Annotated in this window: 15 protein-coding genes; 12 read left to right on the top strand and 3 right to left on the bottom strand. The window is 67.3% G+C overall.

The window, feature by feature from the left end; translation table 11 throughout:
- Positions 1 to 329: 329 nt before the first annotated feature.
- Positions 330 to 569, bottom strand: coding sequence for a helix-turn-helix domain-containing protein (locus tag ACHMXA_RS32840; protein ID WP_395322666.1), 240 nt, complete (start codon positions 567 to 569; stop codon positions 330 to 332).
- A 329-nt stretch (positions 570 to 898) separates the two neighbouring features.
- Between ACHMXA_RS32840 and ACHMXA_RS32835 the strand changes: the two genes are divergently transcribed.
- Both ACHMXA_RS32835 and ACHMXA_RS32830 read left to right on the top strand, forming a co-directional pair.
- Positions 899 to 1420 (top strand): helix-turn-helix domain-containing protein, encoded by a 522-nt coding sequence (locus tag ACHMXA_RS32835; protein ID WP_395322664.1) that lies wholly within the window; start codon positions 899 to 901, stop codon positions 1418 to 1420.
- A gap of 485 nt (positions 1421 to 1905) precedes the next feature.
- Complete coding sequence (locus ACHMXA_RS32830) at positions 1906 to 2823, top strand: AraC family transcriptional regulator (protein WP_395321508.1); 918 nt, start codon at positions 1906 to 1908, stop codon at positions 2821 to 2823.
- A gap of 25 nt (positions 2824 to 2848) precedes the next feature.
- Here ACHMXA_RS32830 and ACHMXA_RS32825 read toward each other — a convergent pair whose 3' ends face one another.
- Positions 2849 to 3766 (bottom strand): LysR family transcriptional regulator, encoded by a 918-nt coding sequence (locus ACHMXA_RS32825; RefSeq protein WP_395321506.1) that lies wholly within the window; start codon positions 3764 to 3766, stop codon positions 2849 to 2851.
- 179 nt (positions 3767 to 3945) lie between these two features.
- On the opposite strand from ACHMXA_RS32825, the gene ACHMXA_RS32820 reads away from it, so the two are divergent.
- The 10 genes from ACHMXA_RS32820 to ACHMXA_RS32775 all read left to right on the top strand — a co-directional run bounded on the left by ACHMXA_RS32820 (position 3946) and on the right by ACHMXA_RS32775 (position 12186).
- Positions 3946 to 4665, top strand: a complete 720-nt coding sequence (locus ACHMXA_RS32820; RefSeq protein WP_395321504.1) for a pirin family protein — start codon at positions 3946 to 3948, stop codon at positions 4663 to 4665.
- A 133-nt stretch (positions 4666 to 4798) separates the two neighbouring features.
- A complete protein-coding gene (locus ACHMXA_RS32815) occupies positions 4799 to 5452 on the top strand; it encodes a hydrolase (protein ID WP_395321502.1) in 654 nt (217 codons plus the stop codon).
- A 25-nt stretch (positions 5453 to 5477) separates the two neighbouring features.
- Positions 5478 to 5771: a DUF1427 family protein gene (locus ACHMXA_RS32810; protein ID WP_176666512.1), complete on the top strand. Its 294-nt coding sequence runs from the start codon at positions 5478 to 5480 to the stop codon at positions 5769 to 5771.
- 104 nt (positions 5772 to 5875) lie between these two features.
- Positions 5876 to 7771, top strand: coding sequence for an amidohydrolase (locus ACHMXA_RS32805; protein ID WP_395321500.1), 1896 nt, complete (start codon positions 5876 to 5878; stop codon positions 7769 to 7771).
- Positions 7772 to 7782: 11 nt separating this feature from the next.
- Complete coding sequence (locus tag ACHMXA_RS32800) at positions 7783 to 8181, top strand: DoxX family protein (RefSeq protein WP_395321498.1); 399 nt, start codon at positions 7783 to 7785, stop codon at positions 8179 to 8181.
- Complete coding sequence (locus ACHMXA_RS32795; RefSeq protein WP_395321496.1) at positions 8174 to 9787, top strand: MFS transporter; 1614 nt, start codon at positions 8174 to 8176, stop codon at positions 9785 to 9787. Before ACHMXA_RS32800 ends, ACHMXA_RS32795 begins: the two co-directional genes overlap by 8 nt.
- A gap of 47 nt (positions 9788 to 9834) precedes the next feature.
- A complete protein-coding gene (locus ACHMXA_RS32790; RefSeq protein ID WP_395321495.1) occupies positions 9835 to 10410 on the top strand; it encodes a Dps family protein in 576 nt (191 codons plus the stop codon).
- Positions 10411 to 10528: 118 nt separating this feature from the next.
- Complete coding sequence (locus ACHMXA_RS32785; protein ID WP_395321493.1) at positions 10529 to 11182, top strand: AraC family transcriptional regulator; 654 nt, start codon at positions 10529 to 10531, stop codon at positions 11180 to 11182.
- A gap of 27 nt (positions 11183 to 11209) precedes the next feature.
- Positions 11210 to 11548 (top strand): GNAT family N-acetyltransferase, encoded by a 339-nt coding sequence (locus tag ACHMXA_RS32780; RefSeq protein WP_176666518.1) that lies wholly within the window; start codon positions 11210 to 11212, stop codon positions 11546 to 11548.
- Positions 11549 to 11571: 23 nt separating this feature from the next.
- Positions 11572 to 12186, top strand: coding sequence for an antibiotic biosynthesis monooxygenase (locus tag ACHMXA_RS32775; RefSeq protein WP_395321490.1), 615 nt, complete (start codon positions 11572 to 11574; stop codon positions 12184 to 12186).
- On the opposite strand, the gene ACHMXA_RS32770 is transcribed toward ACHMXA_RS32775, so the two are convergent.
- Positions 12177 to 12899 (bottom strand): YoaK family protein, encoded by a 723-nt coding sequence (locus ACHMXA_RS32770; RefSeq protein ID WP_395321489.1) that lies wholly within the window; start codon positions 12897 to 12899, stop codon positions 12177 to 12179. The genes ACHMXA_RS32775 and ACHMXA_RS32770 overlap by 10 nt on opposite strands.
- Positions 12900 to 12968: the final 69 nt, after the last annotated feature.

The following is a 12968-nucleotide window of genomic DNA, read 5'->3' as shown; positions in this document are numbered from 1 at the left end:
TCTTCCCATGGTCGAAGACCAGGCTGTCACGGCTCCGTCCACCGAGCGCTGTCGTCAGCCAGCGGCCCAGGCTGAAGCGGTCATAAGAGGTGAATCGGCGACGGGCCGGTTGAATCCGCCCTGCGAAGCAGGCACTGGAGGCTTTAAAACGTTTACGCGCGATGAGCATGAGTGCCATGTCTCTGCAGCTGGGGGGCATCCTTGCGAGTAGATGTCTTGGGTGGTTGCCGCTGCGATTTGCGCGTGCTGAGAACGCAAGCCGGGTTTGGCTCTTCATTTCTCGAGTACTCCTGAGACCGAGTCCTGTGGCTCTCGATCCCACTCAAGTCCTAAACGGCCGATTTGAGCCGGCTGGCGTATTCGAGGAGTGACTTCCGCTGTTTCGTGTCCAACTGACCGAACCAGAGGATAAGTTTGGCCAGGTCGTCATCGGCTGCATAGAAATAGGCAAGCGGCACACCAAGCTCCTCTGCCAGTCGATTCGCAAACGAAACGTTCGGCTCGTGTATTCCGCTCTCGTACCGAGAGATGCGTGCGCTTGCTGTCCCTTCGTCAAGCCCTGCCTTCACGCCGAGTTTGTCTTGTGGCAACCCGACCGCCAGCCTGGCAAGTCGCAAACGAGCGCCAAAGACGGAGCGAGACGGGGATGGGCCAGATTTCACTCTACGATACTCGTAAGATCGGCTTCACGCGTCTCTACGTTTAACGTAGAATTTGGGTGAGTCATATCGACGCTAGGCTGCTACTCGTGACGCATCGAACGCTTGCTTCTCCTTTGCCGACGGCTCGCCCGCTGCGTTTGCCGGTCTCCGTGACGCGTGTGCGGTCCCGGCGACCTGCACCTGTCGTGCGTAGCCTGTCCGCGGCACGCATCGGCTCGCAGGTGAGGGCGCTGCGCATGGCGGCGGGGCGGTCTGCAGGTCAACTGGCGCTGGCGTCGGAGATCTCGGCCTCGATGCTCTCGCGCATCGAGCGCGGGCTGGTGTCACCTTCAGTGGAAACTTTGGAGCGGCTCGCGCAGGGGTTGCACGTGCCGGTCTCGCGCTTCTTCGGGGACCAGGCGCGGCGCACGGACTTTTGCCATGTGCGGGCAGGGCAGGGGCTCGCGGTCGATCGCATCGGCGCCGTGGCGGGCTACCGGTATGAGCTGTTGGGGCACTCGCTGTCGGGCAATCTCTTTGTGGAACCCTACCTGGTCACGTTGTTGCCGGAGGCGGGGCCGTACGTGACCTTCCAGCATCCGGGACTCAAGTTCCTGTACTTCCTGTCGGGAGCGGTCACCTATCGCTATGGTGCGAAGGCGGTGGAGGTAGGGGCAGGGGACACGCTGCTGTTCGATGCGACGGCGCTGCATGGGATCGAGGCGATCCATTCAGGGCCGGTGTCGTACCTCTCGGTGGTCTTCACGCTCAGGGAGTGAGGCGGTAGAGGCGGATCGGCTGTCTTTGGCACGCGCCCTTCTTTCTTCTTTTTGTTTGTCAGTTGCAGTACGCGAGAACCCGGTGTCGAGGCGAGTGCGGCGCTGGAGGTTCTCTCGGTTGACGAGCCCGGGTGCGCTTGCAGAACGGTTTGTCATGCATGCGACTTCTTCGTTGCCGCGGATCTCGGTTCCGGTGGTGCGCTGGTCGGATCTGCTGGCTGCGGGGGATGGCCGTGGGGCGGAGAGGGCCTCCTCCGGTGGTCGGTTTCGCTGGCGCGGCGGCATGGATGTGGTGCGCCGGGGCGAGAGGGCGATGCTGTGTGCGCCTACCTCCAAGATCTGGCTGGCGGTGGGGTATGACCTCGTTTCTACAACGCATCCCAGGTGTCGTTGTTCCGCGTCGGCCGCGATTCGAAGCGAGTGGTACGCCGCGAATTAAGATACCCGCTCTCGCCGGGACAGGTACCACACCCTCTTGCTCACAGATGCCGATCACCCATTGCTCTGACAATCGTTTCGGTCAGCGCTTGGCGCAACAGTATGGCGTCGACGGCGTCCCGTCGCTTGTCGCCACGTCGCGTTGGGGCTCGCAACTCGGCATCGCGTACATGTGCCACGAGCTTCCGCATCTTTTTGTGCTGCCGCCGTTGCCGACGGAAGATGCTTTCCTGCTCAGCGTGGAAATCGCATCGGGCGGCTGTCGGGGAGTCTCCAGCGGTGGCACCATGCTGCGGTTGGGTTTGCAGCAGGAAGGGGCCTTTCGCATCGCCGACCTGTCCGAATGCAGCGCTGCCTATGTATGCAGTCCATTCCATTCGATGCTGTTCCACGTGCCGCGCGAAGCCCTCGACGCGTTCTCGGAAGAGATGGACATGCCCCGTGTCGGCGCGTTGCGTTGTGACGCAGGCACGGTCGACACGGTGGTGGCGAGCCTCGGCCGTGCGATGTTGCCGGTGTTGAAGCAGCCTGGCGATGCGAGCACGCTGTTTGTCGATCACCTCACGTTGGCATTGAAGGCCCATGTGCTGCATGCCTATGGTGGTGTTGCAGGCACGGCCAATGCCGGTTCACGGGGCTTGGCGCCTTGGCAGGAGCGCCGCGCCAAGGCCTTCCTGATGGAGCACCTGGCTGGTGATGTATCGCTGGCGGACGTAGCGCGCGAGTGCGCATTGTCGCGCAGCCATTTCAGCAAGGCCTTCAAGCAGACGACGGGCCAAGCGCCACATGCATGGCTGGTGACGCAGCGCATCGATGCCGCGTGCCGCCTGCTGCGCCAGCTTGAACTTCCCATCTCGGAGATCGCTGCGACCTGCGGCTTCGCCGATCAGAGCCATCTGACCCGCGTGTTCTCCGCGCACATCGGAACCTCTCCGGCCCGCTGGCGTCGTCTGAGCTCCGGTTGATCGGCACACCGCTTCGTATTGCTGTTCACCGTATCGATGTCGAGCGCGGCAGGAGGGCGGGCACCAATTGCCTGCTCAGTTGGCTCACCCACCATCGCAGCGCTCGCCCCTGCGCGCCGGTCTTCCAGGCCAGCCAGAAGGCCTCGGGCGGGCGCTGCTCTTCCGTCGGCAGCTCGACCAGCGTGCCGCGCTTCAGCTCGTCCATGACGCAGGCACGTGGCAGGAAGCCGTGGCCGAGGCCGGCGACCTGGCAGGCGATCTTCGCGGGCATCGAGGGCACGGTGATGCGCGGCTGGCCGGCCAGCAGGCCGACGGTGCGCTCCGAGAGCGTGCGGGCGCTGTCGCCCACCACGATGGCGTTGCACTCCAGCAGGTCGCCGCGCTGCAGCGGGCGGCCCAGGCGCGCGAGCGGGTGCGAAGGTGCCACGCAGAAGGCGAAATCGAGGCTGCCCACGGTCACGGCCTGGTAGCCGCCGCCGGCCGGGCCGTCGCCCGCCGCGATGACGATGTCGGCACGCCCCTCGCGCAGCGCCTCCCAGCTGCCAGTGAGCGCCTCGCAGCCAATGCGCAGCCGTGTGCCGCAGCGCAGGTCCTCGAAGGCGCGGATGTCGTCGATGAGCGCGTGCGTGGGAATGAGCGAGTCGTGCACCAGGCGGATCTCCGACTCGTAGCCGGTGGCGATCTGCCGCATGCGCGATTCGAGATCGTTGGCCGCACCGAGCAGCCAGCGCCCCTCCTTGAGCATCTCGCTGCCAGCAGCGGTGAGCGCAATACGCGGTCCGTTGCGCTCGAAGAGCCGCATGCCCAGTTGCTCCTCGAGTTTGCCCACCGCATAGGAGATGGTGGAGGGCACCTTGTTCAGGCGCGCGGCGGCGGCCGCGAACGAGCCGTGGCGGTCGATGGCATCGACCACCTCGATGGCTTCCAGGCTGAGCTTGAGCATGCGGTGCTTCCTGCAGGGAAAGGGGCTCGAATCAATGTTCGAAAAATCCGATGATAAACGGCAAAAGGTTTCGCCAACAGACCCCAGGCAAAGCCGGATGATTCATCCCATGCCTCGGAAATACCTCCGACGCCAATTGTGAATTCAATCGAATTCAAACCCTTGCCAAGGAGTGAATCATGCTGGAAATTCGCAGCGCCAACGACCGCGGCCTCGCCGACTTCGGCTGGCTCAAGTCCCGCCATACCTTCTCGTTCGGCCACTACCACGATCCCGAGCAGGAAGGCTTCTCCGACCTGCTGGTGATCAACGACGATCGCGTCACGCCCGGCCGCGGCTTCGGCACCCATCCGCACCGCGACATGGAGATCTTTTCTTACGTGCTGGACGGCGCGCTCGAGCACAAGGACTCGATGGGCACGGGCTCGATCATCCGCCCGGGCGACGTGCAGATGATGAGTGCCGGCACCGGAGTGCGCCACAGCGAGTTCAACTCCTCGGCCACCGATGCGCTGCACTTCCTGCAGATCTGGATCGTGCCGGACAAGAAGGGCGTGGCGCCGCGCTACCAGCAGGTGCACTTCGCACCTGAAGAAAAGCGCGGGCGCCTGCGCCTGATCATTTCGCCGGAAGGCACCGGCGGCTCGCTCGCGGTGCACCAGGACGCCCGCGTCTACGCCGGGCTGTTCGATGGCGCCGAGCAGGCCACGCTCACGCTCGACGCCGACCGCTATGCCTATGTGCACGTGGCCCGCGGCAGCGTGGAGCTCAACGGCCAGCGCCTGAACGAGGGCGACGGTGCGCGGGTGCGCGATGAGCGCCAGCTCGCGCTGGCCCGCGGCGAAGGCGCCGAGGTCCTGGTGTTCGACCTGCGCCCGAACGAGCTGCCCGTGCTTTGAGCGCCGCGACGGCAAATGTCCAAACGGCCTCATTAATCGACAAGACACGCACCCCCCGCTGCAGCGAGGATGCGCTCGACGGGGCGACCCCCACTTTTTCTATCTCTCATCTACCTCATCACGGAGTCATTTCATGTCCATCAAAGCCACCCCCACCGCCGGTTCCAAGCTGCTCAAGCCCACCGATCACACGCTGGTGATGATCGACTTCCAGTCGCAGATGGCCTTCGCCACGCACTCGATCGACGCCGTGAACCTGCGCAACAACGCCGCGCTGGTGGCGCAGGCGGCGGCGGGCTTCGGCGTGTCGACCATCCTCACGACCGTGGCCGAGAAGAGCTTCTCGGGCCCGATGTTCAGCGAGATCACCGACGCCTTCCCGGGCCAGAAGATGCTCGACCGCACCTCGATGAACACCTGGGAAGACGCGGCCGTGATCGAGCGCGTGAACCAGATCGGCAAGCCGCGCATCGTGCTGGCGGGCCTGTGGACCAGCGTGTGCATCGTGGGCCCGGCGCTGTCGGCACTCGACCAGGGCTTCGAGGTGTACGTGATCGCCGACGCCTGCGGCGACGTCTCGGCCGAAGCGCACAACCGCGCGATGGAGCGCATGGTGCAGGCCGGCGCGCAGCCGATGACCTCGCTGCAGTACCTGCTGGAGCTGCAGCGCGACTGGGCCCGCGGCGAGACCTACGAGCTGACCACTGGCATCGCGAAGAAGGTCGGCGGCGCCTACGGCCTGGGCGTGACCTACGCCAAGACCATGTTCGGCGCGCACGAAGGCTGATCACAACAGCGAGGCCGACGAGATCATGAAGCCCTATGTCCTCTCGCTCGCGCTCGGCCTCCTGGTCGGCGTGATCTACGCACTCTTTCAGGTGCGCTCGCCGGCGCCGCCGGTCATCGCCCTGGTGGGCCTTCTGGGGATCCTGCTCGGCGAGCAGATCCCGCCGCTCATCAAGAGCGTGATCAAGCCCGATGCGGTGGCCACCTCGTGGCTGCACCACCAGGTCAAGCCGCACGTGTTCGGCGAACTGCCGACGTGCGCCCAGCCCACGGCGGCTAACAAGGCAGAGGCACCGTCCCGCGGCAGGCACGACGCATGAAATCATCCGCAGACTCCAACCGCCGCCGGCTCCTTGGCTCTCTCGGAGCGCTCGGCGCCACCCTCGCAGCTCCCGGCCTTGCGGTCGCTTCCTTCTCCGACAACATGTCCACCACCACCGAAACCCCCGACCTGATCCTGCACAACGGCCGCTTCACCACGCTGGACCGCGCCAACCCGGTGGCCGACGCCGTGGCCATCAAGGACGGCCGCTTCACCCGCGTGGGCCGCGCCGAAGACGTGCTGCCGCTGGCCGGCGGCGCCACCCGCGTGATCGACCTGCAGGGCAAGCGCGTGCTGCCGGGGCTCATCGACAACCACCTGCACATCATCCGCGGCGGCCTGAACTTCAACATGGAGCTGCGCTGGGACGGCGTGAGGAGCCTGGCCGACGCCATGAACATGCTCAAGCGCCAAGTGGCGATCACGCCCGCGCCGCAGTGGGTGCGCGTGGTGGGCGGCTTCACCGAGCACCAGTTCGCCGAGAAGCGCCTGCCGACCATCGCCGAGCTGAACGCGGTCGCGCCCGATACGCCTGTCTTCATCCTGCACCTGTACGACCGGGCGCTGCTCAACAGCGCCGCGCTGCGGGCCGTGGGCTACACCAAGGACACGCCCGCGCCGCCCGGCGGCGAGATCGTGCGCGACAGCGCCGGCAACCCCACGGGCCTGCTGCTGGCCAAGCCCAACGCGGCCATCCTCTACGCCACGCTGGCCAAGGGCCCCAAGCTGCCCTTCGACTACCAGCTCAATTCCACGCGCCACTTCATGCGCGAGCTCAACCGCCTGGGCGTGACCGGTGCCATCGACGCGGGCGGCGGCAACCAGAACTACCCCGACGACTACGAAGTGATCCAGAAGCTCGCCGACGATGGCCAGCTCACCATCCGCCTGGCCTACAACCTGTTCACGCAGAAGCCCAAGCAGGAGAAGGAAGACTTCCTGAACTGGACCGCCAACTCCAAGTACAAGCAGGGCGACGACTACTTCCGCCACAACGGCGCCGGCGAGATGCTGGTGTTCTCGGCCGCCGACTTCGAGGACTTCCGCCAGCCGCGCCCCGACATGGCGCCCGAGATGGAAGGCGACCTCGAAGGGGTGGTGCGCATCCTGGCGCAGAACCGCTGGCCCTGGCGCATGCACGCGACCTACGATGAGACCATCAGCCGCTCGCTCGACGTGTTCGAGAAGGTCAACAAGGACACCCCGCTGGCCGGCCTGAACTGGTTCTTCGACCATGCCGAGACCATTTCCGAGAAGTCGATGGACCGCATCGCCGCACTGGGCGGCGGCGTGGCCGTGCAGCACCGCATGGCCTACCAGGGCGAATACTTCGTGGAGCGCTACGGCGCCGCCGCCGCAGAGGCGACGCCGCCGGTCAGGCGCATGCTGGAGCGCGGCCTGAAGGTTTCGGCCGGCACCGACGCGACCCGTGTGGCCTCGTACAACCCGTGGGTGTCGCTGTCGTGGCTGGTCACGGGCAAGACGGTGGGTGGCCTGCAGATCACGCCGCAGCGCAACCTGCTCGACCGCGAACAAGCCCTGCGCATGTGGACCGAGAACGTCACCTGGTTCTCGAACGAGGAGGGCAAGAAGGGCCGCATCCAGGCCGGCCAGCTCGCCGACCTCGTGGTGCCCGACCGCGACTTCTTCGCCTGCCCCGAATCGGACATCGCCGACACGACCGCGCTGCTGACGATGGTGGGCGGCAAGGTGGTCTACGGCGCGGGCCCCTTCGCCTCGCACGACGAAGGCTCGGTGCCCCCGGCCATGCCGGACTGGTCGCCCGCGCGCACCTTCGGCGGCTATGCCGGCTGGGCCGACAAGAAGGAGGGGGCGCCGCTGCAGAAGGTCATGAGGAAAGCAGCGATGTCCTGCGGCTGCGCCAACGACTGCAACGTGCACGGCCACAGCCACGCCACGGCCTGGAGCAGCAAGCTGCCCGTGGCCGACCTCAAGAGCTTCTGGGGCGCGCTCGGCTGCGCCTGCTGGGCGGTGTGAGGAAGATGACGATGCGCTGGACAACCTCCCCCGTGCTGCGCTGGGTCGCCTTGCTGCTGCTGTGCGCGGCGTACCTGCAAGGCGGCCTGAACAAGGCGATGGACTTCGATGCGGCGCTGGCCGAGATGAACCACTTCGGCCTGTCGCCGGCCGGCCCGCTGGGCGTGGCGGTGATCGTGCTGGAGCTCGGCGCCTCGGCGCTCATCCTCACGGGCCGGCTGCGCTGGCTCGGCGCGCTGGCCCTGGCCGGCTTCACGCTGATGGCGACCTTCGTGGCGCTGCGCTTCTGGCAGATGCCCGTGGGGCAGGAGCGCTTCATGGCGGCGAACTCCTTCTTCGAGCACCTGGGCCTGGTCGGCGGCTTCCTGCTCGTCGCCTGGCTCGACCTGAAGGAGCGTGCAGATGTCTGACACCTCGCACGGCGCGACCACGCCGGCACCACCGTCGCCGAACCAGCCCGGCGCCTTCGCGCCGCTTCGCCAGCCGGTCTTCGCGGTGCTCTGGGCCGCCACGGTGCTGGGCAACATCGGCAGCTTCATGCGCGACGTGGCCAGCTCCTGGCTGGTGACCGACCTGTCGGCCAGCCCGACGGCGGTGGCGCTGATCCAGACGGCGGCCACGCTGCCGATCTTCCTGCTGGCCATTCCGGCGGGCGTGCTGTCGGACATCCTCGACCGGCGGCGCTTCCTGATCTTCGTGCAGCTGGTGCTCGCGGCGGTCAGCGGCACGCTGCTGGTGCTCTCGCACACCGGCGCGCTCACGGTGCAATACCTGATCGCGCTGACCTTCGTGGGCGGTATCGGCGCGGCGCTGATGGGCCCGACCTGGCAGTCGATCGTGCCCGAGCTGGTGCCTCGGTCCGACCTCAAGGGCGCCGTGGCGCTGAATTCGCTGGGCATCAACATCGCGCGCTCCATCGGGCCGGCCGCGGGGGGGCTCATCCTGGCGAGCTTCGGCGCGGCGGCGACCTATGGCGTCGACGTGCTGAGCTACGTGTTCGTGATCGCGGCGCTGCTGTGGTGGAAGCGCCCGCCGGCCGAAGACACCGCGCTGTCGGAGAACTTCCTCGGCGCCTTCCGCGCGGGCCTGCGCTACACCCGCGCCAGCAAGGAACTGCACGTGGTGCTGCTGCGCGCAGCGGTGTTCTTCCTGTTCGCCAGTTCCGTGTGGGCGCTGCTGCCGCTGGTGGCGCGCCAGATGCTTGGCGGCTCGGCCGGCTTCTACGGCGTGCTGCTGGGCGCGGTGGGCGCGGGTGCCATCGGCGGTGCATTGGTGATGCCGCGCCTGCGCGCGCGGCTCGATGCCGACGGCATGCTGCTGCTGGCCGCGCTGCTCACGGCGGCCGTGATGGGCAGCCTGGTCTTCGCGCCGCCGAAGTGGCTGGCGATCGTGCTGCTGCTGGTGCTGGGCCTGGGATGGATCGTGGCGCTGACCACCCTCAACAGCGTGGCCCAGTCGATCCTGCCGAATTGGGTGCGCGGGCGCGGCCTGGCGGTGTACCTGACGGTGTTCAACGGCGCGATGGCCGCCGGCAGCCTGGGCTGGGGCTTGGTGGCGCAGCAGATCGGGGTGCCGATGACGCTGGTGGCCGGTGCGATCGGGCTGGTCGTGGCGGGCGTCGTCTTCCACCGCGTGCGGCTGCCGGCCGGCGAGGCCGACCTGCAGGCCTCGCACCACTGGCCCGAGCCGCTGCTGGCCGAGCCGGTGGCGCATGACCGCGGGCCGGTGATGATCCAGGTCGAGTACCGCATCCGCAAGGAGGACCGCGAGGCCTTCCTGGCCGCGATGAAGCGCCTGTCGCTCGAACGCCGCCGTGATGGCGCCTACGCCTGGGGCGTGCACGAGCACACGGCCGACCCGGAGCGGGTGATGGAGTGGTTCCTCGTCGAGTCGTGGGCGGAGCACCTGCGCCAGCACCACCGCGTGTCGCACGCCGACGCGGACCTGCAGAGCGAGGCGCTGCGTTTCCACATCGGGCCTGAGAAGCCCACGGTGCATCACTTTCTTTCCCTTTGACGACACACGGCATTTCGCCAACCCACAGCACTTTCCAAGGAAGACACATGGCCACATCCAAGTCCACCAAGCCTGCAAAGACCGCAAACACGGCCAAAGCCGTCAAGGCCCTGGCCGACAGCACCAAGGCGCGCCGCGTGGCGTCGCTGCACACGCCGAGCGACCTGGGCGCCGATGCCACGCGCGACATTTCGGCCGCGCTGAATGTGCTGCTGGCCGACGTGTTCGCGCTGTATTTCAAGACGAAGAACTTCCACTGGCACATGTCGGGCCCGTCGTTTCGCGACTACCACCTGCTGCTGGATGAGCAGGCCGACCAGATCTTCGCCACGGTCGACCCCATTGCCGAGCGCGTGCGCAAGGTGGGGGGCACCACGCTGCGTTCCACCGGCCATGCCGTGCGCCTGCAGCGCCTCTCGGACAACGACGCCGACTTCGTGACCCCCATTGGCATGCTGGCCGAACTGCGCGAGGACAACCAGCGCCTGGCCGGCTTCATGCGCGCCACCCACGCGGTGTGCGACGAGTACGGCGACGTGGCCACGGCCAGCGTGCTGGAGAACTGGATCGACGAGGCCGAGCGCCGTACGTGGTTCCTGTTCGAGTCGGTGCGCCAAGGCTGAGTCCCCTGCGTTTTATTCCCTCTGTGACCACCCTTGCCTGGCGTGACGGCAGCGAGCGTTCCTGCAAGGAACGGGATTCGGGCGTGAACGCCGGTCCGCCGGCGTTCATCGAGGGCCGATGCTTTCCGTGACGCGCGAGGGCGCCTACGGCGACCTGCTGGGACGGTACTTCGAGTTGCCATCCGCGCCCTCGCTCGTCATGCTGCCGGCGCTCGACGCGCCGGCCACCGGCGCGGAGTCCTTCATGGCGCCCTTCGTCGTCACGCGCATCACCTGCCTGCCCAACCAGTTGGGCATGAAGCGGGAGATCCCGCCCGAGGACGCCTTCCTTGTCACGCTGCACCTTGTCGGCATGCGCCACCACGAAACCTGGGTGCGTGGACGGCCGTCGGTGGTGCGTGGCTATGTGCCGGGCGCGCTCGGCATCGTCGATCTGCGCGACGAGGTCGCGAGCTACCTGGGTAACCCGCTGGACGCGCTGCAGTTCTACGTGCCGTACGCACTGGTGCGCGCCGTGGCGCGCGCGGCGGGCATGGCGCACGTGAGCGGCCTGGCGTGCGCGCCCGGGCTGGTCGACCCGGTGATGTGCAGCCTGGGCGCGGCCGTGCTGGCCCTGTTCGAGCGGCCGCAACGCGCCGGCTCGCGCGTGCAGCAGCATCTGGCGCTGGCCATCTGCGCCCACCTGGTGCACCGGTTCGGGAACAATGACGACGTCACCGCCGCAGCGTCCCGCTGGCCGTTGCAGCTGCAGCACCTGCAGCACCTGCATTGATCGAACCGCCCCTACCGAGAACTTTTCATGACCACTGCTTCTTCATCCTCTCCTTCCCTTCCTGCTTCTCCCGTGGTTCAAGACAACCCGGCGAAACACCGCTTCGAATACGTGTCGCAGGGCCACCATGCAGTCGCCATCTATTCGCTCGAGGGTGGCGTCATCACGTTCATTCACACGCTGGTGCCCGAAGCCCTGCAGGGGCAGGGCATCGCCAAGCAGCTGGTGCTCGCCGGCCTGGCCTCGGCGCGCGAGCGCGGACTGCGCGTGGTTCCGCAGTGCCCGGTGTTCAATGCCTACATGCGCGCGCACCCCGAAACGCACGACCTGCTGAGCGACGAGGGCCGCAAGTTGATCGGCCTCTGAGACCTTTGAACAGGGCGCCGTACATGACCACCGACGACCGACAACCGGCCTTACGCACCGCCACGCTGGACGAGATTGCCGGGCGCGCGACGCCCGGGGCCGAAACCGTCACCGCCGTGATCCAGCAGACCGTTCGCCGCGAGCGGGTGGCCGACTACGAGCGATGGCTGAAGAAGGTGGTACCCATTGCGTCGCGCTTTCCCGGGCACCGCGGCGTCAATGTGATTCACCCGGCGGCAGGGAGCCTGCAGTACACCATCACCATCCGCTTCGACTCGCTCGCGCATGCGCAGGATTGGTTCGATTCGGACGCGCGCCGCCAGTTGATCGAAGAGGCGCAGCCGCTTCTGGAGGCGCAAGAAAAGGTCGAGACACGCAGCGGCCTGGAGTTCTGGTTCCATCCGCCCGCGGGGCAGCCGCCGGCCAAGCGCTACAAGCAGTTCCTGCTGACGCTGTCGGTGATCTACCCCCTGACCATGCTGGTGCCCGCGGTGCTGCACTGGTTGCTCGCGCCGGTGCCCGTGCTGTCCTTGTATGGGGTCGAGCACCTGCTGGCGTCGGTCGCCGTCGTGGGGCTGATGGTGTACCTGATCATGCCGAGGTATACGCGCCTGATGGCGCGCTGGCTCTACAAGTGACGCGGTAGCGCCGCCTGAGGCGGCGGCGCCACGCCGTCGCCTTCGTGCGTGCCCCCCTGCAGCACGACGGCCAGTGCGGCCAGCACCGGCGGCACGGCAAAGCACCACACGTCCCAGCGCGCGTAGATGAGCGCCGCCGCTGCGCAGCCGGTGGCAAACCACGCCACCGCGGCCGACATGCGCCGTATGCGGGCATGCGCGGCAGCCTTCTCTTCGGGTGCCTGCCCGCCGCGCATCAGGTCGGCCAGATCGACCATGACCTGCGTGGTCGTGCCGGTCATCAGCGTGGTGGGCGGCGCGCTGCCCAGGTGGATGCGGTGCACCGCGTTTTGGATGGCCATGGCCGATACCAGCACCAGGCCCGCGAGCATCGCCATGGCGCTGTCGCCGTCGGCGAAGGGGCCGAAACGGATGGCCAGCACGCCACCCGCCAGCAGCAGCACGGCCTTCAGCACCAGCATCGTGCGCAGCACCGGCAGCCCCAGGCCGGGCAGGCCGTAGCTCAGCAGCCGGGCGAGCATCACCACCGCACAGAACACGGGCAGCGCGAGCAGCTTGGTGAGCGCGCCCGAGGTGCCGTGCACCAGCGCCGCGCCAATGGTCACGAAATTGCCCGTCACGTGCGCGGTGAACAGGCCGTGCAGCGCCAGGAAGCCGGCGGTGTCGACGAAGCCGCCGTTGAGGCTCATGAGCTGGGGCAGGGTGGGTTTCATGGGAGGTGCCTGTCGTGGGGTGGGGCTCCATGGTGCACCCGGTGCGTCGCGTCGTCTTGTCGGGTTGGG

The organism is Variovorax sp. UC74_104 (genome assembly GCF_044055375.1).
In the GTDB taxonomy this organism is placed as follows: domain Bacteria; phylum Pseudomonadota; class Gammaproteobacteria; order Burkholderiales; family Burkholderiaceae_C; genus Variovorax.
The sequence above is the reverse complement of the archived record's forward strand: the minus strand, read 5'-3'. Positions and strand labels throughout refer to the sequence as shown.

Bases quoted from the DNA above. Each gene is read 5' to 3' on its own strand.
- ACHMXA_RS32770 (WP_395321489.1), bottom strand. From the start codon at position 12,899: ATGAAACCCACCCTGCCCCAGCTCATGAGCCTCAACGGCGGCTTCGTC.
- ACHMXA_RS32810 (WP_176666512.1), top strand. From the start codon at position 5,478: ATGAAGCCCTATGTCCTCTCGCTCGCGCTCGGCCTCCTGGTCGGCGTG.
- ACHMXA_RS32775 (WP_395321490.1), top strand. From the start codon at position 11,572: ATGACCACCGACGACCGACAACCGGCCTTACGCACCGCCACGCTGGAC.
- ACHMXA_RS32805 (WP_395321500.1), top strand. From the start codon at position 5,876: ATGTCCACCACCACCGAAACCCCCGACCTGATCCTGCACAACGGCCGC.
- ACHMXA_RS32835 (WP_395322664.1), top strand. From the start codon at position 899: ATGGCGGCGGGGCGGTCTGCAGGTCAACTGGCGCTGGCGTCGGAGATC.
- ACHMXA_RS32830 (WP_395321508.1), top strand. From the start codon at position 1,906: ATGCCGATCACCCATTGCTCTGACAATCGTTTCGGTCAGCGCTTGGCG.
- ACHMXA_RS32790 (WP_395321495.1), top strand. From the start codon at position 9,835: ATGGCCACATCCAAGTCCACCAAGCCTGCAAAGACCGCAAACACGGCC.
- ACHMXA_RS32780 (WP_176666518.1), top strand. From the start codon at position 11,210: ATGACCACTGCTTCTTCATCCTCTCCTTCCCTTCCTGCTTCTCCCGTG.
- ACHMXA_RS32800 (WP_395321498.1), top strand. From the start codon at position 7,783: ATGCGCTGGACAACCTCCCCCGTGCTGCGCTGGGTCGCCTTGCTGCTG.
- ACHMXA_RS32820 (WP_395321504.1), top strand. From the start codon at position 3,946: ATGCTGGAAATTCGCAGCGCCAACGACCGCGGCCTCGCCGACTTCGGC.
- ACHMXA_RS32795 (WP_395321496.1), top strand. From the start codon at position 8,174: ATGTCTGACACCTCGCACGGCGCGACCACGCCGGCACCACCGTCGCCG.
- ACHMXA_RS32815 (WP_395321502.1), top strand. From the start codon at position 4,799: ATGTCCATCAAAGCCACCCCCACCGCCGGTTCCAAGCTGCTCAAGCCC.
- ACHMXA_RS32785 (WP_395321493.1), top strand. From the start codon at position 10,529: ATGCTTTCCGTGACGCGCGAGGGCGCCTACGGCGACCTGCTGGGACGG.
- ACHMXA_RS32825 (WP_395321506.1), bottom strand. From the start codon at position 3,766: ATGCTCAAGCTCAGCCTGGAAGCCATCGAGGTGGTCGATGCCATCGAC.